Source organism: Planococcus sp. S3-L1, from assembly GCF_030063085.1.
GTDB classification, from domain to species: Bacteria; Bacillota; Bacilli; order Bacillales_A; family Planococcaceae; genus Planococcus; species Planococcus kocurii.
The window spans coordinates 21,866-45,127 of record NZ_JASISN010000022.1; the positions used below are offsets into that span (position 1 = coordinate 21,866).

Annotated in this window: 20 protein-coding genes and 1 riboswitch; of the genes, 7 read left to right on the forward strand and 13 right to left on the reverse strand. The window is 39.9% G+C overall.

All coding sequences use genetic code 11. From position 1 onward, the window contains the following. Positions 1 to 185: 185 nt before the first annotated feature. Positions 186 to 1,139 carry an MBL fold metallo-hydrolase gene (locus QMF37_RS15600; RefSeq protein ID WP_071154303.1) on the reverse strand — a complete coding sequence of 318 codons (954 nt, stop codon included), beginning with the start codon at positions 1,137 to 1,139 and terminating at the stop codon, positions 186 to 188. A gap of 216 nt (positions 1,140 to 1,355) precedes the next feature. Here QMF37_RS15600 and QMF37_RS15605 point away from each other — a divergent pair, with 216 nt between their 5' ends. Then, positions 1,356 to 2,210 (forward strand): NAD(P)H-hydrate dehydratase, encoded by an 855-nt coding sequence (locus QMF37_RS15605; RefSeq protein ID WP_071154302.1) that lies wholly within the window; start codon positions 1,356 to 1,358, stop codon positions 2,208 to 2,210. A gap of 12 nt (positions 2,211 to 2,222) precedes the next feature. Here QMF37_RS15605 and QMF37_RS15610 read toward each other — a convergent pair whose 3' ends face one another. From QMF37_RS15610 to QMF37_RS15620, 3 genes are all read right to left on the reverse strand, one after another. Next, complete coding sequence (locus QMF37_RS15610; protein ID WP_283478817.1) at positions 2,223 to 2,687, reverse strand: low molecular weight protein-tyrosine-phosphatase; 465 nt, start codon at positions 2,685 to 2,687, stop codon at positions 2,223 to 2,225. Between the two features lie 737 nt (positions 2,688 to 3,424). Further along, a complete protein-coding gene (locus QMF37_RS15615) occupies positions 3,425 to 4,855 on the reverse strand; it encodes a carbon starvation CstA family protein (RefSeq protein ID WP_078080416.1) in 1,431 nt (476 codons plus the stop codon). 311 nt (positions 4,856 to 5,166) lie between these two features. After that, positions 5,167 to 5,628, reverse strand: coding sequence for a putative immunity protein (locus QMF37_RS15620; protein WP_058385350.1), 462 nt, complete (start codon positions 5,626 to 5,628; stop codon positions 5,167 to 5,169). Positions 5,629 to 5,853: 225 nt separating this feature from the next. Here QMF37_RS15620 and QMF37_RS15625 point away from each other — a divergent pair, with 225 nt between their 5' ends. From QMF37_RS15625 to QMF37_RS15635, 3 genes are all read left to right on the forward strand, one after another. Next, positions 5,854 to 6,855 (forward strand): potassium channel family protein, encoded by a 1,002-nt coding sequence (locus QMF37_RS15625; RefSeq protein WP_245830147.1) that lies wholly within the window; start codon positions 5,854 to 5,856, stop codon positions 6,853 to 6,855. 292 nt (positions 6,856 to 7,147) lie between these two features. Continuing rightward, positions 7,148 to 8,818, forward strand: a complete 1,671-nt coding sequence (locus QMF37_RS15630) for a DUF2207 domain-containing protein (RefSeq protein WP_283478821.1) — start codon at positions 7,148 to 7,150, stop codon at positions 8,816 to 8,818. A gap of 107 nt (positions 8,819 to 8,925) precedes the next feature. Continuing rightward, on the forward strand, positions 8,926 to 9,660 hold the full coding sequence (locus QMF37_RS15635; RefSeq protein ID WP_058385347.1) for a YqcI/YcgG family protein: 735 nt from the start codon (positions 8,926 to 8,928) through the stop codon (positions 9,658 to 9,660). A 127-nt stretch (positions 9,661 to 9,787) separates the two neighbouring features. On the opposite strand, the gene QMF37_RS15640 is transcribed toward QMF37_RS15635, so the two are convergent. Further along, on the reverse strand, positions 9,788 to 10,804 hold the full coding sequence (locus tag QMF37_RS15640; RefSeq protein WP_283478823.1) for a LacI family DNA-binding transcriptional regulator: 1,017 nt from the start codon (positions 10,802 to 10,804) through the stop codon (positions 9,788 to 9,790). Positions 10,805 to 10,963: 159 nt separating this feature from the next. On the opposite strand from QMF37_RS15640, the gene QMF37_RS15645 reads away from it, so the two are divergent. Next, the gene (locus tag QMF37_RS15645; protein ID WP_245830150.1) at positions 10,964 to 11,722 is read left to right on the forward strand and encodes an arylamine N-acetyltransferase family protein; all 759 of its coding nucleotides are present in this window, start codon (positions 10,964 to 10,966) and stop codon (positions 11,720 to 11,722) included. 58 nt (positions 11,723 to 11,780) lie between these two features. On the opposite strand, the gene QMF37_RS15650 is transcribed toward QMF37_RS15645, so the two are convergent. From QMF37_RS15650 to QMF37_RS15675, 6 genes are all read right to left on the reverse strand, one after another. Further along, positions 11,781 to 12,725: an ABC transporter substrate-binding protein gene (locus tag QMF37_RS15650; protein ID WP_071154695.1), complete on the reverse strand. Its 945-nt coding sequence runs from the start codon at positions 12,723 to 12,725 to the stop codon at positions 11,781 to 11,783. Next, a complete protein-coding gene (locus tag QMF37_RS15655) occupies positions 12,722 to 13,270 on the reverse strand; it encodes a hypothetical protein (protein WP_071154694.1) in 549 nt (182 codons plus the stop codon). The genes QMF37_RS15650 and QMF37_RS15655 overlap by 4 nt, the downstream gene beginning before the upstream one ends. 163 nt (positions 13,271 to 13,433) lie before the next feature. Further along, positions 13,434 to 13,627, reverse strand: a riboswitch (cobalamin riboswitch). Positions 13,628 to 13,682: 55 nt separating this feature from the next. After that, positions 13,683 to 14,636 (reverse strand): HNH endonuclease, encoded by a 954-nt coding sequence (locus tag QMF37_RS15660; RefSeq protein WP_283478824.1) that lies wholly within the window; start codon positions 14,634 to 14,636, stop codon positions 13,683 to 13,685. A gap of 187 nt (positions 14,637 to 14,823) precedes the next feature. Beyond that, positions 14,824 to 15,939 (reverse strand): GGDEF domain-containing protein, encoded by a 1,116-nt coding sequence (locus QMF37_RS15665; protein WP_283478825.1) that lies wholly within the window; start codon positions 15,937 to 15,939, stop codon positions 14,824 to 14,826. A gap of 203 nt (positions 15,940 to 16,142) precedes the next feature. Further along, entirely contained in the window at positions 16,143 to 16,631 is a 489-nt protein-coding gene (locus QMF37_RS15670) for a GNAT family N-acetyltransferase (RefSeq protein WP_078080420.1), read from the reverse strand. 31 nt (positions 16,632 to 16,662) lie between these two features. Continuing rightward, entirely contained in the window at positions 16,663 to 17,913 is a 1,251-nt protein-coding gene (locus QMF37_RS15675; protein ID WP_078080421.1) for an MDR family MFS transporter, read from the reverse strand. Between the two features lie 97 nt (positions 17,914 to 18,010). Here QMF37_RS15675 and QMF37_RS15680 point away from each other — a divergent pair, with 97 nt between their 5' ends. Continuing rightward, positions 18,011 to 19,669 carry an ABC transporter substrate-binding protein gene (locus QMF37_RS15680; RefSeq protein ID WP_078080422.1) on the forward strand — a complete coding sequence of 553 codons (1,659 nt, stop codon included), beginning with the start codon at positions 18,011 to 18,013 and terminating at the stop codon, positions 19,667 to 19,669. Positions 19,670 to 20,391: 722 nt separating this feature from the next. On the opposite strand, the gene QMF37_RS15685 is transcribed toward QMF37_RS15680, so the two are convergent. Then, positions 20,392 to 21,453, reverse strand: a complete 1,062-nt coding sequence (locus tag QMF37_RS15685) for a DmpA family aminopeptidase (RefSeq protein WP_078080423.1) — start codon at positions 21,451 to 21,453, stop codon at positions 20,392 to 20,394. A 252-nt stretch (positions 21,454 to 21,705) separates the two neighbouring features. Here QMF37_RS15685 and QMF37_RS15690 point away from each other — a divergent pair, with 252 nt between their 5' ends. Continuing rightward, a complete protein-coding gene (locus QMF37_RS15690) occupies positions 21,706 to 22,257 on the forward strand; it encodes a TVP38/TMEM64 family protein (protein WP_143039548.1) in 552 nt (183 codons plus the stop codon). Positions 22,258 to 22,273: 16 nt separating this feature from the next. On the opposite strand, the gene guaC is transcribed toward QMF37_RS15690, so the two are convergent. Continuing rightward, positions 22,274 to 23,257 (reverse strand): GMP reductase, encoded by a 984-nt coding sequence (guaC, locus tag QMF37_RS15695; protein WP_078080424.1) that lies wholly within the window; start codon positions 23,255 to 23,257, stop codon positions 22,274 to 22,276. Positions 23,258 to 23,262: the final 5 nt, after the last annotated feature.

The window sequence follows — 23,262 nt, forward strand, 5'->3', positions numbered from 1 at the left end:
AATCACCTCAATTCAATCACATTATTCACTTCAATTCAATAACAAATGAATAATTATTTTTATTCATTTGTTATTGAAATAATTTCAATTGAATCATTTCGATGCATTCCTCCACTTTGTTTCGATTAGAATAATATTCAAATGAATGAATATATGATGAATAGCTAGTTAAATGCCATTTAATTTTAGGTGTGCTTTGGTTGTTTCGATAACGCATCTAAAATGCCCATGGCGCTCACTTGCATATCCAGTCGAATGTATGGATATACCCGGTGATTGTCTGGCACACCTTGCGTCCGTAAATAATATTGAATCCGCTCATAAAGTCGGTCAGCCAATTGCTCAACGCCGATCTCATTAGCAAAAGCACGCTGACCTTCTGACACGAATACTGTTAGCCATTCTGCTACCTGGCGAAGCGCCTTTTCTGGTTGATCCGTTTTTCCAAAATGACCATAATAGATGGCATCAAGCTTTGACATGGACATCCGTTCAACGGCATGTTGCATCGCTTGTGGATTGAATTGATTGGGCGATGTAGAAGGCAAATACAAGTCGATGCCTTCACTGACTAATTGTTCATAGCGAATTCCAACTGTATCTCCGGCAAACATGCCATTACTGACAGGATCGTAAATACTAAAATGGTGGTTGGCGTGTCCTGGGGTATCCCAAAATTCTAGTGTGCACGTAGGTCCAATGACTAGTTGATCGCCTTCAGTTTTAACAAGTAAGCGATCTGCTGGAATAGCAACGATTGGGTCAAACAATTGATCGAACTGCTCTCCGTAAACCTTTCGTGCTCCCGCTATCAGTCGGCTAGGCTCAATCAGGTGCCTAGCGCCTTTAGGATGAACAACTACTTGAGCGTTTGGACACCCTTGTAACAACAGTCCCGCTCCCCCTGAATGATCCAAATGGACATGGGTAACGATTATGTATTTGACGTCTTCAAGAGTAAATCCTAAAGCCGCTAGTCCTTTTTTGACGTGTTTGACAGAAGGGCTTGATCCTGTATCGACTACAGTCAACTCTTTCTCTCCAATCACATAAGTGCCGGTTCTTCTAGTGAGTCCTAAGTCAAATCCGTCAATTAAGTGCAAACGTTCACTAAAGCGAATGGGTTGTGAGTTTATCAATTTATCCATCTCCTTTGTTTTATCAACTACCTATCAATCCGGTGTTTAGCTTTCCATTGAAAGAATATTCTATCATTTATAATGGGAGCTTTGGCTTTTTCTGCTTCACTTTTTTTGAGCATGGAGAAAAAGAATGATGAGTTTTGCTATTGATAAAAAGAATGCGTACAGTTAACTAAACGAACTGTACACATTCTGAAAATGGGAGGAATAAAAATGACCTCATCCGTCATCTTGCAATCATGGACAACCGAACAAGTCGCCGCATCACTCCCTAAAAGACAGCCATCGAGTCATAAAGGAAGCTACGGTACAGCGCTATTAGTTGCTGGTACAAAAGAAATGCCAGGCGCTGCGCTACTCGCGGCACTTGGTACGACGAGGAGCGGTGTCGGTAAACTAGTCATTGCGACAGAAGCTGAAGTGGTGGCAATGATCGTCTCTCAATTGCCAGAAGCCACTTACGTACAAAATGGGTTACAGCAGATTGCAGAAAAAAAGACACCCATCGATTCATACCGCGCGATCGCAATTGGACCCGGCACAAATCCAGATGCGTTAACGGAAAACGCCGTTAGTACACTACTCGACAGCCACGTACCGGTTATATTGGACGCAGGTGCACTGAGCAAGCGAACTTACGTGAAACGTCACTCACCCGTAATCTTAACACCCCATCCTGCTGAATTTTCTCACATTACTGGCGTGGACGTAAATGAATTGCAAAAAAACCGCGCTTTCTATGCGGTGATTTGGGCGAAAAAAATGGGTGTGACAATTGTTTTAAAAGGACAAAATACTATTACTGCCTTTCCTGATGGTGAGGTTTGGTCAAACTCAACCGGCAATAGCGCGCTGGCAAAAGGTGGAACCGGCGACACACTGACCGGTATGCTGCTCGGCATGTTGTGCTGCCACGCTGACTGGAAGCACGCAGTATTAAACGCCGTTTATCTTCACGGAGCCTGCGCAGACGAGTGGGTTAAAACGCGCTCGCCTCATACCTTACTTGCCCATGAGTTGACCGTGCTGTTGCCGGAACTGTGGTTTCAGTTAGAAAAGTCCGAATGAATAAAAACCCAACTATACATTATGTTCTCTTTTAATCTTTCCAATTAATGCTGCACTGCCATTGCTTACGAGTTCATAGGTTTCTTCGAAATCGCCAGTGAAATAAGGATCGGGTACGTCTTTCGCTTGATCGGTTAAATCTAAAAAACGACAGATTTTCGGATGAGTGGTCTGACCGAGTATCAAACGGATATCCATGATATTGTGTTGATCCATTCCAAGAATGTAATCGAATGCAGCAAAATCAGCCGGCTGCAACTGACGCCCTTTTAAACCTGTTGCCGAAATGCTGTGGTCTTTTAAAATTTTCAAAGTTCCCGGATGCGGATCTTGGCCAATATGCCAATTCCCCGTTCCAGCAGAATCCACTTCTACATAACTGGACATTCCCGCCCTTTTTAATTGCTCACGTAAAACAGCTTCTGCCATCGGTGACCGGCAAATATTTCCGAGACAAACAAGTAACACACGAATCATGGAATCACTCCTCTTTTAATTAGGATACTTAAGCATTATAACTTGATTCACTAATCAACCGCTCCTATGAGTGAGTTCAGGACAATTCGTTGACTTAATAAGTTTAGCGGAAATGCTGTGCGGAATAGGCTTATTTAATTGGCATGGCTAGCGCCTTTATGGTGCAGCAAGCATGATACGGCTGAAGTCCTCTGCCCATTTTCATTCGGCTAAACGGCATTCGTACAAAATCCCTTTAGAACGACAAACATTGAAAACATACTAAATGGAAGACACCATTCGAATTGACCAGCAAACAATAAAACAGCTTGCTCCATCGGTAAATGGAGCAAGCTGTTTTAGCCAGTGATCAGATTTTGAAATGTCTTTTAGCGGTTGGTTTATTGTGTATTTTTTTACCCTTATACATAACCCGCAGCACGTATAGAATGCCGACGATATTCAATGAAAACAGCATAACCTGATGAAGAGCCAAACTGTTATGCAGCATTGTTTCTCCGTAACGGATGCAATTCATTGTCAGAATCAGTACCGGCAACCATAACCAGTTATTAGAAATTGACGCTTCCTCCCTTTTGCGAGCGACCGACTTTATCTACGAAAGCTTCTAATCAACTCAACATCTTATTTTAGCAAATTTTTAGGATAAATAAAGAATTTTTTATTTTCTTTATTTGATGATGGTATTTCCCAACTAATTGTCATAGAAAAAGCAGGCTGTCGCAGCCTGCTTTTTGTCATTCTACTGTAACGACTGTTTGGACATCTTGCTGTCGATTTTTTCTGGCTTTGCCGTAAAATAGCACAATCACTACCGCAGTCAGCACTAACCCAACGATGTATGAAAGATCAAGATCGAGATTAAAGCCGATTTTTTGATTGAGTATATAGACAAAAACCATATAGGTGATAAAGATAGCAGGCGCAAGCGACACCAAGTAGTTTTTACCTTGGATATAGAGATACATCGTTGCGATCCATAAAGCGATTCCCGCAGTTGCTTGGTTGGCCCAAGAGAAATAGCGCCACAGAAGATTAAAGTCAATTTGAGTCAAAGCCGCTGAAATAATAAAAAGTGGAATAGCGATAATCAATCGCTTTACTAGCTGGGTCTGATCCATCTTGATGTAATCTGCAATAATAGAACGAGCTGCACGGAATGCTGTGTCTCCTGAAGTAATGGGTAAAACAATCGCACCGAGAACTGCTATGGTACCACCCACTGCACCGAGCAAAGTCATGGATACTTCATTAACAACGGCAGATGGCGTTCCTGAATTGATCAGACCACTCAAAGATTGTCCATCAAAAATGCTCATAGCCGCAGCTGCCCAAATCATCGCGATGATGGCTTCTGCAATCATCATGCCATAAAATATATAACGGCCTTGCGATTCTTTTTCAACCGTCCGAGAGATAATCGGTGACTGCGTTGCATGAAACCCAGATAACGCGCCACAAGTAATGGTGAAAAACAAAATCGGAAAAATTGGCAAATTGCCTGGGTGCATGTTCGTGAAGTTGAGTTCCGGTATTTTGTAATCAGAGAATAACAGCGCAATGCCCACGCCCAGTGTCCCTATTAATAATACAGCACCGAAATAAGGATAAAATCGTCCAATAATTTTATCGATTGGCAAGATCGTTGATAAGAAATAATAAATAAAGATGACACCAATGATAATACCCGCTGCGATTTTACCATCCACCAAAATCGAAAGCAACGATGCGGGCGTCGTAACAAATACTGTTCCGACTAACAATAGCAGCAGCAACGCAAAGACGTTGACGATGTGCTTTGACGCTGCCCCAAGAAATTTTCCTGCAAGTTCTGGGATATGTGCACCTTTATTGCGTATGGAAATCATGCCGGTCAAATAATCATGAACCGCTCCAGCAAAAATCGAACCGATGACTATCCACAAAAATGCGACGGGTCCGTACAAGGCACCCATGATTGGACCGAAAATTGGACCGGTTCCAGCTATATTTAACAATTGAATCAGTGCATTTTTGTGTTTATTCATTGGGACAAAGTCGACACCATCTGCATTCGCATAAGCTGGTGTTTTCCTTGCTTCAACCGGATCAAATAGTTTTTCGATAAATTTACCATATGTAAAATAGGCTACCACTAAAATGACGATAGAAATTAAAAAAGTATACATTTGACACCCCTATCCTGTAGTGAAAACGCTTTCTTGCTATAACAAAAAAATAGCTTGATTTACTTTAACTTATGTAAAATTTCCAATGCGATTCTTTGTTTTCAATCTCTTCAGATTTCTAACAAGCAAAAAACCATTAGCTATTAGCAATATATTTTATATTAGTATTTTAATTTGGACGAGTCAATCTTTTTTTGTTCAATGGCAACAACTTACTCGGTCAAATCTTTTTACCAAATTAATGCTTGCTAGCAAAAAACAGGTCTTTTTGTTTTGAGAACGCTCTAGCCCCTTGTCTATCTGTAAAAAACCTAATCGCGATACTGTTCTAATTCATTTAATTGCCACTGTCTTTCTTCGGTAATCTTATTCATGTCAGCTTTTGAATCAAGCCCGACTGCTTTAATGGCGTAATCTGAACAAACTACTGCATGTCCCCGCATATGCCCCACACTAACAGCATGTCCAATTGCCCGAGCTGCCGCTTTTGCCGTTTCACTTTCACATCGTCTTGCTAGTTCATGTACGTTGAATCCCGCTTGTCTAACTTCCTGAACAGAAGCTTCGCCTCGTTGCCACAGTTCCCCAACTTGAATCCCATTTTGTAACTGGTCACTATGCGGAAACTCTTTTTCAACGTAACAGAGCACGCGTTTTGCCACACTCAATGCCCACGTTGCCAAATGAACGTGAGTTACCCGTTTTGTCGCTCTTGCTATCTCACTCCGCAACACCGTATTATCTACGATTTTGATTTTTGATTTATCTGTCATGGCTATCTCCTCCTTACCGCAGTAAACTGCAGTAGTTATAAACTTTTTTAAGATTTTCGTTATAAGGGTATGATAATTAAATAAACGACTTACCGTAGTAATTAACAGGATCCACAAAGTGGCCGTTTAAATCAGGTTCTTCGTTTACTCATCCTGATCCAAGTAACAAAGCTGTTGCTGTAGTTTAACGTCATTATTTTATGTTACACCTTCTAAAAGAAAGGAGTGATTATTCTGAATTTACTTTATTTACTTGTTGGCATGGCATTTATTATCCTGTGCATCGTCGATTTTATTTGGACGACTTTGTGGATTGATGGTGGTGCGGGACCCGTTACGAACCGCTTGTCTTCACTTATTTGGAGAATGGCTAGAATGATTGGAGGAAATCATTCCAAATCACTTAGCTTAGCAGGTCCGTTCGTATTGAGTGCAACGTTGTTGATGTGGATTTCTTTATTGTGGATTGGCTGGACTTTGATTTTTGCGGGACTTGGGCAAGCGATTGCCCCTTCTCATGGAACTGATGCTATCTCCTGGGTCGACCGCTTTTACTTTGCCGGTTATTTAATCTTTACACTCGGCAACGGCGATTTCAGCCCAAAAGAAGGAAGTGCGCAAATTGTTTCCGTTCTTGCAACAGGTACAGGTATGCTGTTCATCACTTTTGGTGTTACGTATCTAATCTCCATTTTAAGCGCGGTTACGATGAAACGTTCTTTCGCTTCGAGCATTCATGGTCTTGGAGAAACTGCTGAAGAGCTAGTTAGTAGCGCTTGGAACGGCCATGACTTTCATAACCTTGATCTTTTACTAGCTAGCTACTCAGAGCAACTCAGTTCACTTGCTGCCCAACACGCAGCTTATCCTGTTTTACATTACTATCATGCCGTGAGTCATAAGACCGCTATGCCATCAGCAATTGCGATTTTAGATGAAGCAGTGAGTTTAATCAAATTCGCTGTTCCCGTTAGCTATCATCCGAATCAGCTATTGTTGAAAGAAATGCGCTCTAGTATCGATCAGTATTTAGACACACTGAACAAGTCATTTTATAAGCCGTCCAAACAGATTCCACCTATTCCTAATTTCAACATTTTTCAGGAAGCAGAAATTCCAATGATGCCAGAAACAGATTACCTTAACGCATTTGCAACGTTAGAAAATCGCCGCCGAAAATTATTAGGAGGACTCGAAGCAGATGGACGTTCATGGTCTTCAAGTTAACCGTCTCAAACGGATCTCATTTGTCTGCGATCCCTTTAACTTGCAACAAAACGCGGATGAGTGTTATTTGTGATTTTGCTAAGTTGCTTGCTATAATTAGAATGTTAAATGAAAATTCAGTTAGTTGAAAAGAGGTTAACACACGATCCACTCCAATGAAGCTTTTTCCATACTTCTTTTATTTGAAAGTTTAGACCTGTTTTAACCGGCAGAGATACCATCCGATTAGAAACAATCGACTTTCTGAAACTTATTACCGAGCATTTCGTAACGAACGAAAGGAGTGAGGTAAATGCACAAGAAAAACCAATTTATCGTTTTATGGACCCTGCTCGTTTTCACGTTGTTTCCTCTTCAAGCATTTGCTGTGGACTATTCCATTTCTAAAGTCACCATCGATGCGCAAGTAACTAGCAACGGAACGGTTGCTGTCACGGAAAATCATACGTACAAATTTCAAGATGATTTTAATGGCATTATACGGGAAATCGTTCCAAAAAAAGGAACGTCGATTCATGAGTTTACCGCTTCTGAACAGGGGAAAGAATTAAAAGTCGAACAGGATGAAGAACTATACAACATCTTCCGTTCAGGTGAAAATGAAACCATTACCATCGAATTGCGTTACGAAATTCAAGGAGCTGTCGATACATACGCGGACGGCGCTGAATTTTATTGGCCATTTTTTGATGACCGCAACGACAGTGACTATGAACAAATGACAATAACCATTACACCGCCTGCTGATTCAGAAAAAACAGCTTTTACCGGTTACGATGGTGCTTACCAAACCGGCAGTTTACAAAGTGATGGTGGGGTTCAGTTTGACATGGGCAAGGTATTAGCAGGCTCTAACGGAGACGTCCGCGTCATTTTTGACAAACATCTATTCCCGAGTCTACCTCAGAAAGACGGCTTGGTCCTCGCTGACTTAGCCGCTGACAAAGAGCAAATGGCAAACGACGCTGCAGCTTTGTTAGCTAAACAACAGGTAGGAAAATCTATTGGCAACTGGCTGATTCCAGCTGCCGGAGCAGCGTTACTGGCTTTCTTCGCTTGGGCTTTTAGTCATGCGCGCAAAACCAAGCAGCAAGCAAAACCAGACACGCCTCACTTTTTCGTACCAAAGCAAAAAATGAGCATTCCAGCGACTCTCTATTTTACTAAGTCTTCCATTTTAACACCTGCTGTAACAGCAGCAGCCTTAATGGAACTGGTACGTAAACAAAAGATTGAACAGCTATCAGAAGAAAAATTCCGACTGATCGACCGCAATACTGAATTTATTCACGAGGCTACGTTAATCGAACTGCTTTTTGATAAAGTAGGTGATGGTGAAATTTTTGAAACAAAAGAGTTGGAAAGCTACACAAAACAAGAGCTGAATCATGCTTCTTACACCGACTCTATCACTCTTTGGCAGCAAGGCATTCAAGAAGAGGTCAAACAGTATGAGCTTTACGACAAACACCCCTTGTTGCGTGGGATCGTTGGAACTAGCGGACTGGTATTTGGTGTAGCTTCCATCTTTTTCGGGTTCTTAGAATTGTTTCCAATGATGGTTGTTTCTATAATCATTGCTATTGGCTTTATTGGATTTTGTTTTTACTCTCCGATTACTTATAAAGGCCATGTGATTCGAGAAGAATGGAAACAGCTACGGACTGCGATGAAAAATCTAGAGCCAACAGCTTGGAATCATTTAACGCAAGACGAAAAGATGCGTGCTTTTAGCTACCTACTTGGGGCAGACGAAAAATCCACCCACCTTACAACACTAAGCTTCACCACTGCCTATAGCGATTCGGCATTTGCAGATTTCGGATTGTTTTATAATCCTGTTTTGTTGACTGGACTGTTTGTTGCTGCCTATTCCAGCACCAGCACTTCTGCTAGTGCTTCAGGAGCGATATCTGCAGGCGGGGGTGTTAGCGGTGGCGGTGGTGGATCTGGTGCATTTTAATCGCTTGACCAAGAGGCTGAAAAAATCTCAGCCTTTTTTTGTTTTGCCCGCTGTTTCTTAGGGAACAACAAGTAAAACGCAATTTTATACAACAGGAGGAACTTCTCATGATTACGACAAACTCTGCTTTATTAACGAAAGAAGATTTTACAACACGCACAGACTTGCCTCAATGGCTATTAGCCGAATACACTACTTTTCACAAAACTGTAACGGATAAAACTTTTCCATGCTACTTCGGCATGAACGGCGAGATGAAAGGAGAATTACGCTATGCGTATATCACACAAGAAGACTGGCGCAATTTACCTGCAGCTGTTGATGCATTCTTAACGTTATTTGATGACCCAAAGCATAAACGCCACGGGCTATTTGTCTTTGTTGAGCCTTTCAAGAAAGAAGCTTCACTTGAAACTTATCGGCAACAGTTTTGGGACATTTTGCAGTACTTACATGATGAAGATGACACAGAATGGCCGAAAGAAGCCCCGCGCGATCCAGACCATTATTTATGGGATTTTACTTTTAAAGGGGAACCCATCTTTATTTTTGGCAATACACCCGCTTATAAACAGCGCAAAACTCGTGACCTCGGCAATGCGATGGTTTTAGGATTCCAGCCCCGCCGTATTTTTAAAGGATTAACAGGAACTGAAAAAGGCGGCATAATGTCACGTGATAAAGTTCGACAACGTGTAGAAGCATGGGATCATTTGCCAACTCATCCCGACATTAGCCACTTTGGTGACCCACAACATAACGAATGGAAGCAATTTTTCATCGGTGACGACAGCGAACCTATCCAAGGGAAATGTCCATTTACTCACAAAGAAATGAAATGATCAGTAGATTTACCATTAATGAAAATTTTTTGTAAATAAATCTGAAAGACCAAAAAGAGCCGTGCCGGTATGTTTGCCGGCACGGCTTTTTAAATTGACTAGATGAATTTCCAGCCACTATGGCTTGTTAACGTAGAGCAGTCGTTTTCCGTTCATAAAACTGCACATCTCTAGTCACATTAAACGCTTCGTCTTGATTGTAAAGAAGCATATCAAATAGTCTTTTTACCGCTTCTTGACCTAAATTTTCCAGGCTATCGGACGTTCCGACAGAAGTTAAGTTCAGAGATGAATGTTGGCCAATCTCTGAATTGCCAATTCCAACGATGCTGATGTCTTGTGGAATTTGATAGCCTTCCTGTTGATAAAAATCCAGTAATTGGATGGCAATTTCATCAGTAGCAGCAACAATAGCTGTCGGCTTTTTCTTTAATGCTTGTAAATTCTTAAAAGCTTTAAATAACGAGTTTTTATCTGTCTCCGTAACCACTAACCGCTTTTTACGAACTTTGATTTTCTGTTCTTGAATAGCTTGAATAAATCCTAGAAGACGATTATTATAAGAGGGATTATTCAATGTACCTCCTACCCAAGCAATTTCTTGATGGTTCATTTCTATTAAATGATGGGCAGCTAAATACCCAGCTTCAGTGTCATTCAAGCCAATTGAATGATGACTACCTGAATAATTAGAGTTCAGCAAAATCACCGGTGTGTTCGATTCACTTATTTTATCATACTCTTCTTTATTCAGTAACACAGAAATCAAAACGATGCCTTGTGCTTTGCTAGACAATACCGCATCGAATACATCCGATTCATTTTCTTTTGCAATAAAATGACTAATTACTTCATAGCCTTGCTGCTTTGCATAATTTATAATAGCCGGGGTGGCTTCAGTAAAGATTGGATCATCTAATGATCCAACTACCAAATGAATTGCTTTCACTTGGTTCGCATTCGCAGTAAATGGAACAGTCTCCTCTACTCCACCCAATGAATAATTTAGCTCATTCACTGCAGCCATTACTTTATCGTACGTGTCTTTCCTTACTTGATCTGGTTTATTCAGTACGCGTGAAACAGTCGTTTGTGATACACCTGCATGTTTTGCTACATCAGTCGTTGATACCAAATCTATCACCCTACCTTCTTTTTTCATCTAATTGAATTCACTATTCAACTGATTTTTCACCTAAATTTATTTACCCATTCATTGTATCACGTCTGCAAAAATAACTACACTTAAAAATGAATAGCATCTACAAAAAAACATTTACAGTAATAGGAGGAATGATTAGTCATGATGAATAAAGAAAAATACCTAGCTCGTTTTAACGCTTCTGCGATTCAAGAATATTATTTGCAAGATTTGACTGAATTGCAATCTTTGCATATGCAAAATATCCCATTCGAAAATTTAGACGTTATGCGACATGTTCCAATTTACTTAAACTTAGAGAAAATTTATGAAAAAATTGTTAATCAGCGGCGAGGTGGGTATTGTTACGAATTAAATGGGTTGTTTCACTGGCTTCTCAGTCAGTTAGGATATCAAGCAAAACTAATATCGGCAACCGTTCAAAGACCAAATGGCACTTGGGCCAAAACTGATACGCATGCGGCGATTCTCGTGGAGTTTGATACGCTTTACTTAGTAGATGCCGGTTTTGGAGACTCGACGATGAGTCCAATTCCGCTTGGTGGTGAACGCCATACTGATCACAGTGGTACTTACCGCATCGAAAAAGTGGATGACGTTTATTATGATCTGATTCGTGAAAATGAAGAGAACGAAAAAGTGCTTTATAGATTTTCAACAGATGAAAAGCAGCTGGTTGACTTTCATGAAGGATGTGTCTTTAATCAAGTATCTAAAGACTCTTCTTTTACACACAATGACTTAGTCACTCGGGCAACTCAAAACGGACGAATTACTTTGTCAGATCATCAGTTAACACGCTCAGAAAATGGACGAAAAACAAAAATCGAGCTGTCTCCAGCCGATAAGAGGAACGTATTAAAAGAGGAGTTCGGAATAGATCCAGCTAGCTTGGAATAACGCTATGATTTCCTGCATAAAAAAACTCCTCGCTTTTAAGGCGAGGAGTTTTTGTGTTTTAGTTAAATAAATCTGGGTAAATTGTTTTAGCTACTAATTCCACAGCGTCACCAATGCGCGGTCCAGGGCGTGATGTGATATCAGAATCCAAGAAAAAGACTTGATCGTTTTGAATCGCTTCGATATCGCTCCAGCCTTCACGTGCTTTGATCTCCCCGATTGGATCTTCCGTATAAGAAACCGTTGTTGTGATAATTTCTGGATTTCGTGTAATGACTTCTTCTTCTGAAATTTTTGGCCACCCTTCGAGGTCACCAAAGATATTTTCGACATTGGCATGGTTCAGTATTTCTTGTTGGAACGTTTTTTGACCTGCTGTATAAATTTCGGGCGAAGGACTGATTTCAAAAAACACTTGTTTTTTCGCTTCTACCCCTTCTATTTTTTCTTGTACTTCTTCAATTTGCTGCTGAATTGAGCTATTTAACGTATCCCCTTTGTCTTCAAGACCCATGACGGTCGAAATTTGTTCGATGTCGCCATACACATCTTCAAAAGATTGCGCTGATTCAATAACAAATACTTGGATACCTGCAGCTTCTAACTCTTCATAACCGGTTGGCGCACCTGTAGAATAACCGATGACGACATCTGGATCCATTTCAATGATGCGTTCTGCGTTAAAAACGACTGAATCTGAAATACGTTCAACTTCAGCTGCTTCTGCTGGATAATTATCATAATCAGTCGCGCCAATCACTTTTTCTCCTGCGCCAATGCCATACAAAATTTCAGTATTACTTGGAATAAGTGAGACAACTGTTTTAGGTACTTTTTCAAACGTCAACTCGTTGTCTAAATCATCTGTAACGGTATAGTTTGCTTGTTCCTCTCCTTTATTCGTTGGTTCTGCATCTGTTTTTTCTGTTGTTTCTGATTGACAAGCACCTAGAGTTAAAACAACTGCTCCGATAGCTACGTATTTGAACGAGGAAATTTTCATTGTTGATTGGTCACTTCTTTCTTTTTAGGTCTAGTTGGATAGGACTTGCTGACGAACGGGATTTCTTCCACTCCGTGATGCTGATTAACATAAACAGCCATCGTAAAAAGCACGTTGGCTAACAAATTGGCATAATCAAAGAGAATGTTCGGTATTTCTCTTTCTAAACTCACTTTGTGCAAGGCTCTTACTGATTTTTTCGCTTCACTGCGACAAACATGCAGGACGCATGCAGCGTGTGTTCCTTGCGGCAAAACAAAATTACCGATTTTATCCTTTGTGAAGTTTACATAATAATCATACATGTTACTTAGCTCAATCAAGTCTTCCTCATGAACGGCTATTTTACCGCGAACTGAGCCGTTCAAATGATAAGCCATAGGTTGTAAAATCTGCAGATCTCGTTGTATAGCTTCTATATCTTGTGTCAATGACAGGGCTTCTCCGATTCGGGTAGTTAACGAATCAGTCCTAATTTCAAAATCCACAGTAACTGCAGATTCCTGCATAAATGGATAACAAAGATAACGCATGTCTTTTTTCATCATTCCACCTCACTTCCGTTTGGTGAAGATCATGGCATTGAACGCTCTCTAAACAGCAAAAAGCCGCCCTCAAAAGAGGACGGCGGCATAGCTATTTAGAGACATACTTCAGCAGTCAAAATAGAAACGTTGCCGTATGATTCCCTTATCTTCCGAAGAGTAAAAATACGTTCAAAAAAAGGTAGGTCTCCTGGCTTGTGCATCGCTTTACTTTAAGAACCTTCCCGTTTAGTTGGTAACACTAAACAGTGGCATTTTCTTATTTCATACGCACTTACAGTTGCGGAAACAGCCCCGGAATCTAACCGGGTTCCCTGTTATGCTGACGAATCAGCACCTTTTTTCTGCATGATTATTCACTTGTTTCTAGTTTAGCATATGTCGTACGACAAAAGACATACTTATCGAACGATTATTGTTGATTGACCAGCAGTTTCACTTTAGGCAGTTCGGCAAAAACGATTCGTTTATGCCATCTTAAATAAAGAGCATGCTCTGGCGAAACGGGTATTTTTATCCCTCTTTTTAATTGGTAGGTGGGATAATGTTCTTCTGGAATTTGACTCGAAATACGGAGACTTCCGCCTCCGGTAAATGCGATGAACCCCGCTGAATACAAAGCAGCATGATTGGCACAAAGTAAGATGCCATTAAAAGCATCTAGCCGCTCTTCAGCTGAGCTGTCTTTCCAAGGCTTGGCATGCGTCGCTTTCAACACAGTGTCAATACCAATTCCACAAAGTGGACATTCTCCGTTCCAAAGCGGCAATAAACTATCTCTGAATTGTTCTTTACCTCTACGCATTTTCGTTTTGATTTGTAGTTCTGCTTCTGCAATCAAGCTGATTAATGGATCATGCTCTGTTTTTTTAATCACTTCCATTGACAACTCCAATTGTTCGACTTCCAAGGTGAAAATATTTAAGGCGCTAATTAGTTCTAAAAATTTCATCGCCAGTTCTTCATTGCATGGATACAAATAACCTGAATTGCCACTAGCATCTTCTTGAAATGCCGCGTATTTTACGGGCAGTAAAGGCTCTATGTCGCTAAAAAACGCCTTAATGGATAACGGATTGTCCAATTCGCGATAAACAGCCCGTGCGATAAATACCTCTTCAGTGCTGTCCTGCTGCTCGTCTGTACTTTTAGGTTTGGTTCCATGTTTACAATCTTCTCGTACATGACTAATAGCTACTAAAAATCCTTTTACATAATGAAAAACGATATCGCCTTTTTTTAACTCCTGCATTCGTTTCCAAGAGTGTGGAATCATCCCCGATTTATCAACCCTCGGTGACCAAAGAACCTCTGCGTTGCGTTCTTCTTGATAGGTCTCTCCTTGCATAACAATAAAACTATTCATGAATATCCTCCTAATAATAACATTGCTGAAATTCAATGACTCCTATGTAATAAATCAAGTTAGATAAAGAAAAACCTTTCCTTTTATTTTAACTCAAATCCAAAGCTTTTGTTGGGATTAAGAAAAGCATAAGCGCCGCAGCAAAAACAGCCACTATACACAGTGACTGTTTCATCATTTTTTCCGATTAAGATTTTACCAATTCACGTGCGTTTATTTCAGAATGAGCTGTCACACAATTTCTTCCATTATGCTTTGATTCATACATGGCATTATCGGCTTCACCAATCAATTCATCTAAGCTTTTGTCTCCTGTACTCATGCTGACACCCATTGACACTGTTAGTTTTCCTGCCGGTTGCAACTCTTCTCCGACAAACGGATAAAGCTCTATTTGTTTTCTAACAATTTCAGCAAGCATCAAAGCTTCACGTTGGTCTTGAGGGTTCGTAATGCAAAAAATAAATTCTTCTCCTCCATAACGAGCTACATGATCTTTGCTACGCGTATTGTCTTTCATTAATTGGCCAAGCGAACGAAGTACGGCATCTCCCTTTTGATGCCCATGTGTATCATTGTAAATTTTGAAATAATCCACATCCATCATAACAATGGCGAGTGGAATTTGTTGCACAATCAACGGCGCTAGTGTCTTTTTGAAAAAACGGATATTGGGCAACTGCGTCATCGGATCTTGATTTGAGTAATATTCCAGTTCTGTTCGCAGCAATAGTTGACGACTTTCTCCATTGGTGATTAAACCCATCGCCAATACCGCAACTCCAGCAAAAAACAACATGGCAATAATAATAGAAATAGTTGCTGGTGTAAATAAAAACATCCAGACTGATTTCAACATTTCGAAAATCAAAAAACCAGCCATCATTTTTTTGAGATTCAATAAATTGAAAAACTTATTTGATGATTTTTGATTGTGAAACAAGCTGCCAATAACGACTGGCAGTACAATCGTTTGCAAAATACCCAATACAACCGTCGGACCTTCGAAAGAGTACCGGAAGTATGCCGGGAATATAGCAGATAGCAGTCCAACTTTCCAACCAGCAATGTATGAAATAAAATAAAGTGGAACTTCACGCAAATCCAGTCTCATGCCCATATAAAAATACGGATTATACATGACGGAAAAGGTTAAAAAACTTATGAAGACAACACTTAATAGATATAAGAACTTTGATTCAGTCAAGTTTGGGAATAATAATTCTTTTGCTTTTAACGCCAAATACAATAAGGCGATAATTAATGCCATGTTTTCAAGAAAGAAAAAAAGCAATGCTGCCATCTATACATCTCCTATTCATAAGATATTCTATAATAGTCTACAATTAATAAGTCTAAAAATATAGATTAAATACAATATTGTACAAAATTCTAGTTGATTTGTGCTTTTCCTTTTCATATCCATGTATTTTTTATAAAGACAAAAAACACTTTAGCAATCTCAGTTCAAGACTGCCTAAAGTGCATGTATTGACTAAAAAAATTCTAGAGTAATTTCGACATAAACCATTCATTCATGTAGTTACCACCAATACCAATCGACTCTCTTTTGAGTCCCTCTACTACAAAACCTCTTTTTTTATACAACGCAATGGCAGCGTGATTGTGTTCTAATACGGTCAATTCAATGCGGCGAATTTCTTTGTCTTTTGCCCACTCTTCCATGGCCACGAACAATTGACACCCTATACCTTTTCCCCGCTCTCGCCGCGAAACGCCTATTGCGATGTGAATCGAGTGTTGCTTACGTTGGATTTCTTCTCCTATCGCAAACAAATATCCCATTAATTGTTGACCTTCCTCTGCAACGAACACAATTGACTCTTGCCCCATTGAAAAAAGGCGTTGTTGTAATTGCTCAGGAGTCGTCTTTCGTTCACCAGGATCAAATAGCATCAACCCGGATTGTTCAACTTGTTTCATTAGGCTAGCCAATTGTTCGGCATCCTTTGGAACTGCTTTTCTAATCAACACAGCCATTCTCCTACCTTTTTAAACGAAATTTTCAGATGATTTCGGGTCTATTCGCCAGTTTTCTTTTGGGCTTTCTGACAAATAATCCTGTATATACAAGAAGCGTACCAATCATAAGCAACACGCCCATATAGACAGACATCATCGTTGGAATTAAAAAAGCACCAATAATAATGGTCGAGCGCGCTAAAAGATCTGCCCCACTAAATGAAATGTTAGAAAACGCCGAATACGATCCCCGTTTGTCTTCTGGTATCATATTGGCCATTTCCGCATTTCGGACAGGTGAATAAACCAACTCCCCAATCGTGCCAATAAAATTAAACAAAATCAATAAATACCAGCTATTCGCTGATGTAATCGTGACATAGCCAATACTGTAAAGCAATAATCCTGTCAATAAAACATGCTTTTTAGAAAAGCGATCCGTGAATCGATTGACAACAAAAGTAAAACAGACAACTAGCAACATATTTTGGATATTTAGCAAACTAAGCATTCGTACACCTGCGACATCAAAGTCTGCAATCGTGAATGTCTGAAAGCTTTCCGCTAACCGGACACCAATATAGCTATTCAATGAAAATTCCGCTGAAAATATAAACATCGATCCAATGACTACTTTAACAAATGGACGGTCCTGAAAAGCCACTCGATAGTTTTGCAGTAAGTCAATCAGAACATTGTGATGCTGTTTTTTCAAGCTCACAACACGCTCATCTTTCAACCAAATGTGATAGGCAATTGGCAAGCTTGCAGATGTCACTGTCAACAACATAAATAGTTCAATTTGATGATTAAGATACAACAAGCCACCAAGTGCAGCGCCAATAGCCATCGACAAATTGACCATCCAGTAATCGATGGCATAAATAGCTTTGCGATTTTCTGGAGTCGTTGAATCAATGATGATGGCATGCATCGCGGGGCGTCCTAAACTACTCGCAATTATGAAGAACACATAGGCTAATGCAAACAAGCCAATCCATCTATCCGTAGGTAGCAAGCTTACTGCCATTAGCAAGAACATACAGGCACTCAAGAAAGATGTCATGACCAGTACTTTTTTTCTAGGAAAGCGGTCTGAAATGTATCCACCGATCATATTCACAAAAAAACCGATGAATACGGTGATAATCAAAAAAGACCCCGCCCAAACTTTGCTCATTTCCTGTGCAAAGAAAAGAGCCATGAATGGCATCACAGCTGAAGCCACAGCTCGATTAAAAAAAGAAGTAATTAAACGCACTTTAATATTCTGTGGATAGTCTTTCCATTTCATCTTGTCAGCCTCCTTTGTCTTATGTATATTAAACTAGACGGAAAATACTAAAAATAGACAATTTTTATAGTTATGTCCACTTTTAACAGGAGGCATTATGGAAAAAATTCTTTTAGCGTTATGGCGAACTGTCCCATCTGGCAATATTAAACAAACTCAATTAGCAAACAAACTCGGTTTAAGCACAAAACAAACGGCACGTCTTCTCCGCAAATGGTCTGATGAGGGTTGGTTTACGTTTATTTCAGGCCAAGGTAGAGGGAACGCCTCGCATCTTCAGTGGCACCAACATGTAGAAGAAGTATATGAACAACAACTTCTACAACTGATAGAAGAAAAATCAATCGAAACTGTCAGCAAATATCTTTTATTTGATTGGTCACCCGAAGTCAAACAGCGTATCTTGCATCAAATTCGTGCTAATTTCGGTTATGTTCAAAATAGTATGGGCAACACGGACAAACTGATTATCCCAAGACAATATCCGTTACTAACACTTCACCCTCTCGAAGCTGCAGATATTCAAAGTGCCAATATGGTAGCCACTATATACAACAGACTAGTATTTGTTGATGCTAGTGGTGTCGTATATCCTGAACTAGCTCATAGTTGGGATTTAACAGCTACCGACCTTCGGCTATACCTAAGAAAAGAAGTCCGCTTTCATGACGGTTCGTATTTGTCTGCAAATGATGTAATCGACTGTTTAAACCGGTTGCGCACAGATTCTTCCTATGTGGATTTGTGGCAACCCATTACAGAGATTGTAGCGATTAGTCCCTATATTATTGATATTTCTTTTCCAAGCGGCTGCAGCTATTGTTTACAGATGCTCGGCATGATTAATGCCAGTATTTACAAAGAAAATGCACAGCAACTTACCGGTTCTGGAAGTTTTTTTATCGTAGAAAATCATGAACTTAAAACGACATTGCAAGCATTTGGAGATTATTTTCAAGAACGACCTTTGATCGATATCGTAGAGTTTATTCAGGTTTCTGAGGATTATGATTTTACGTATCGGTCTACTGTGCAATATTTGGAGGGAAAAACCTTTCAAGTAGAAAGCGATTCGGGATTTGGAGTGGTAATTTTAAATGCACTTAGAAATTCCCCCATTAACCAACAAGAAGTGCGTGATTATGTTCATTATGCTATTGCTAAACACCGCCATAAAATTGAACTGTTTCATACACGGGCACTAGCTAATCAGACGAGTTGTTTAATTGGTCAGCAACAACAAATTGTTTCCTTCAGCTGTCCAGTACGGCCCCAAATCGATCAGCCTTTAATCATAAAAGCGGCAAACTACACAAGCGGTGCTACATTGTGGCTGAAAGAGGCTCTAGAAAGTGAAGGAATTGCAGTCGAAATTCAGTGGATGTCTTTTCAAGATAAATTATTGGATACAACAGAAGACCAAACAGCGGACCTTTTCGTTCACGGAGAAGTATTTGAACTAGATCAAAACTTTTCCTTTTTTTACTTTTTATCAAACGGCTCATCCCCAATAGCAACGATTATGAAATCTCAACCACAGTTCGCTAATTATCTGCAGCAATATGCTCAGACACCTTTTGAAGAGTGGACGGCATTAAATTTAAAAATCGAACAACAATTGATGGCATCGTCTATTATGATTCCTCTTTACTACGAAAAGCGACAAATTCCTTTCGCAATGGATTTAATGAACATCACGCTCAGTCATTTCGGATACATCAATTTTTCCAAGTTATGGGTACGTCCAACTAGTTAGGGATAACTAAAAAAATGAGACATAACGTCACTCTACGTTATGTCTCATTTTTTTGGTTTAACTGACTTTTGATATCGATTTAAAGGGAATTGAGGTGGGTGGTCAAAATGACATAAAGACTCAAGCTCAACATAGTGAACAGTACGAGATTGAATTTTAAATCTCCTTTTTTACCAATCAACGCTGTTACAACTCCTAGCCCACTTAGTAAATTTGGGAAATGAAGGTGAAGGTTCAGCAGAAAATCGAGCGGTCCCTCGAACCAATGAATCGCTTAATGTCAGTGGCAACAAAGTCAGGAGACAGAGACTTGCTGAAATGCGCGTGAAACATTTCTCATTCGTAAGCACCCTCTTTTACTGTTATCGGCCTCAACGCTTCAAAGACAGCTATAAAAATTAGTAGTTTGTTCACTAGCAAGACTTCTAGACTACTAAAATTTATTTTCCAATGCATTTAAAGATCTCTTTTGTCCCTGTTAGACTACAGCCGATGGTACAATATGCAAACAAAAATATACTATTTCATTATTTTTATTGCACATTAATTTTATGTAATGATTTTTTCAAACTAGTTTCCACCTTTTTTCTATAAGTGTTAATCTGTATTTCTGTATACCCGCACACAATTTCAAGCAGAAAATCGCGGTGGGTTTACCAGAAGTTTTTGTCATGCGTATTCACAAAATTCTTTTGCATTAAAAAAAGAACCTGTTAAAGGCTCTAGAGTGTTAAATTGAATTTTTCAAGCAACTCTTTTAACGCTGGTCTTTCATTGCCATTACGGCCAATAACAGCTTCTGCCGTAATCAATGAATTTAATACAGCTTCTTCTGTCGCTTCTCCGACGGCTCTAAAAGCTTCGTCCATATCCTCTTCGTGAATCGTATCAATTGTTAGATACTGTTGCGTTTTCGCATGAGGAATTTTGTTAGCTGTTGAGAACCCGAGTACGATTTCGCCACTCCCATTGGTAATAATCGAACCTGTACGTGAAAGTCCAGTCACTGACCTCTTTAAAATACGATTTAACTGGCGTTCAGACAACGGAAGATCTGTAGCAACAATAATCATGACAGAGCCTTTGTCTTCCTCTTTATGCGAGTGCAGCATTTTTTCTTTCAAAGCTTTGCCAATCGGATTGCTGCTGACAGTCAAATCGCTTAGCATACCAAAATTGGATAACACCAAAACTCCCATCGTGTAGTCTCTATGCTCTAGTTTGACAATACGAGATGCTGAACCAATTCCACCTTTTAGCGAATAGCATAGCATGCCTCTGCCTGCTCCGACGGCGCCTTCTTCAAACTCGACAGCACAATTTTCGAGTGCCTGACGTACATGTTGCTCTTGAACAAAGCGCCCCCGTACGTCATTTAAGAACATATCGTTGCATTCACCGACTACCGGATTAACAGTACCCGTCGTACTGCCGATATCAGGATTTTTCTCCAACATGTAATCAATGACGGCATTGGCCGCTGTGCCGACATTTAAGGTGTTTGTCAGGACAATTGGCGTCTCTAGCGTCCCTAGTTCGGCTAGTTGAATAGTGCCCATTGTTTTTCCAAAACCATTGATGACATGGCTAGAAGCAATGAGTTTATTATGAAATAAGTCTCCTGCATGCGGCAAAATCGCCGTCACCCCGGTTTGCATATTGCCGTTACTCAATGTGACGTGACCTACTGTAACGCCTGTTACATCTGTTATAGCGTTTAGCTTTCCAGTTTTTATATATCCGATCTCTACACCGTAATCTCTAATTCGTTTTTGATTGTGCAAAAGCTCACTCCTTATCATTTATCTTCTAATTATGTTCGAATCCGGCTGATAGTCTCTTTCACTATCATACAACTAGCACACGTTTTACTGAAGGACTTTTAAACTTATCGCCACCTTTTTAACAGTACGATACAGTCTCTTCTCCCTATTCTTTGCCCATGATGGTAAAATATATGAATGATTCGTTCTCTTTGTTCGTAAGGGATTTGTAAAACATGTTAAAGATTGAATGCTAAAAAGGAGTCATCGCTTATGGAAATTTTACTTACTTTAGTTAAAACCGTCATTTTACTTATCGCCAATATAGTCGTTGGTGCTGTTGGATTTATTCCTAGCGCCCTCATGACCGCCATCAATATTCAGTCGCTAGGACTCTATGGTGGCGCTACTTTAACATTTGCTGGTGAAATATTCGGAGCCTTGTTTGGATTTTATCTTTACCGCTTTGGCTTTTCCAAAGCAGACCCTAAATGGCTCATCCATCCGTTCTGGCAAAAGTTTCAGCGACAAACAACAAAACAAGTTTTCAGTTTGGTGATTTTCCTCCGTCTGCTGCCATTTATGCCTTCAGGTTTTGTGACAGCGGGTGCCGCATTAACAACGATTAATGGGAAAAAGTTTTGGGTCGCCAGCACCATTGGTAAAATTCCAGCTGTAATTATGGAGTTGGCCGTAGTTTACGGTTTGATACAAGTCGTTCCTAAAAGTGTTCAATACCTCTTGTTTGGGGCACTATTAACGGTTTCTGTCATCATCTGGCTACTAACAACTAAGCAGAAAAAAGCCCATCAATCAACTAATTGATGGGCTTTTCAATAAATCAATACACTTTATCTCCATTGAAAATGGAATTTTTAACGATAACATAATCAACATTGCGAATTGCTAATAGTTTGTCTCCACCCGCATAAGAAATCGCCGATTGAAGATCTTGTTCCATTTCTACTAACGTTTCTTTTAATGGACCTTTATATTCTACAAACATCTTCTTACCTTCAACGTTTTTCTTTTCGCCTTTTTGGAATTCTGAGGCTGAACCGAAATACTCTTTTAATAGTTTTCCGTCCTGGTTGATCGTTTGACCAGGCGACTCTTCGTGTCCAGCAAAAAGTGAACCAATCATCACCATTGACGCCCCAAAGCGCACTGATTTTGCAATATCACCATGTGTACGAATACCCCCATCTGCGATAATGGGTTTACTTGCTGCTTTGGCACACCAACGAAGTGCCGCCAACTGCCAGCCTCCTGTACCGAAACCTGTTTTAATCTTCGTAATGCAAACTTTTCCTGGCCCGATGCCCACTTTTGTCGCGTCTGCCCCTGCGTGTTCAAGTTCGCGAACAGCTTCTGGTGTGCCCACATTTCCAGCAATTAAAAAACTGTTTGGCAGTAGTTTTTTAACATGCTGAATCATGTCGATAACTGCGTTTGAGTGACCATGTGCCACATCAATTGTAATATATTCAGGTATTATTTTTTCATCAGCTACTAATTGAATGAAATCATATTCTTCTGGTTTAATCCCTACACTGATCGATGCAAAAAGTCCACGCTGTTGCATGTCTTTTATAAATGCTAAGCGCTTTTCTGGCTCGAATCGGTGCATGATATAGAAGTAATTATTTTCCGCTAAATATCCCGCAATTTTTTCATCTACGATTGTCTGCATATTGGCAGGTACAACCGGTAATTTAAAAGTTCGTCCACCAAATTCAATTGATGTATCACATTCTGAACGGCTGTTCACTACTGCTTTTGCAGGAACTAATTGAATATCTTCGTAATCAAATACATTTTCCATAAATT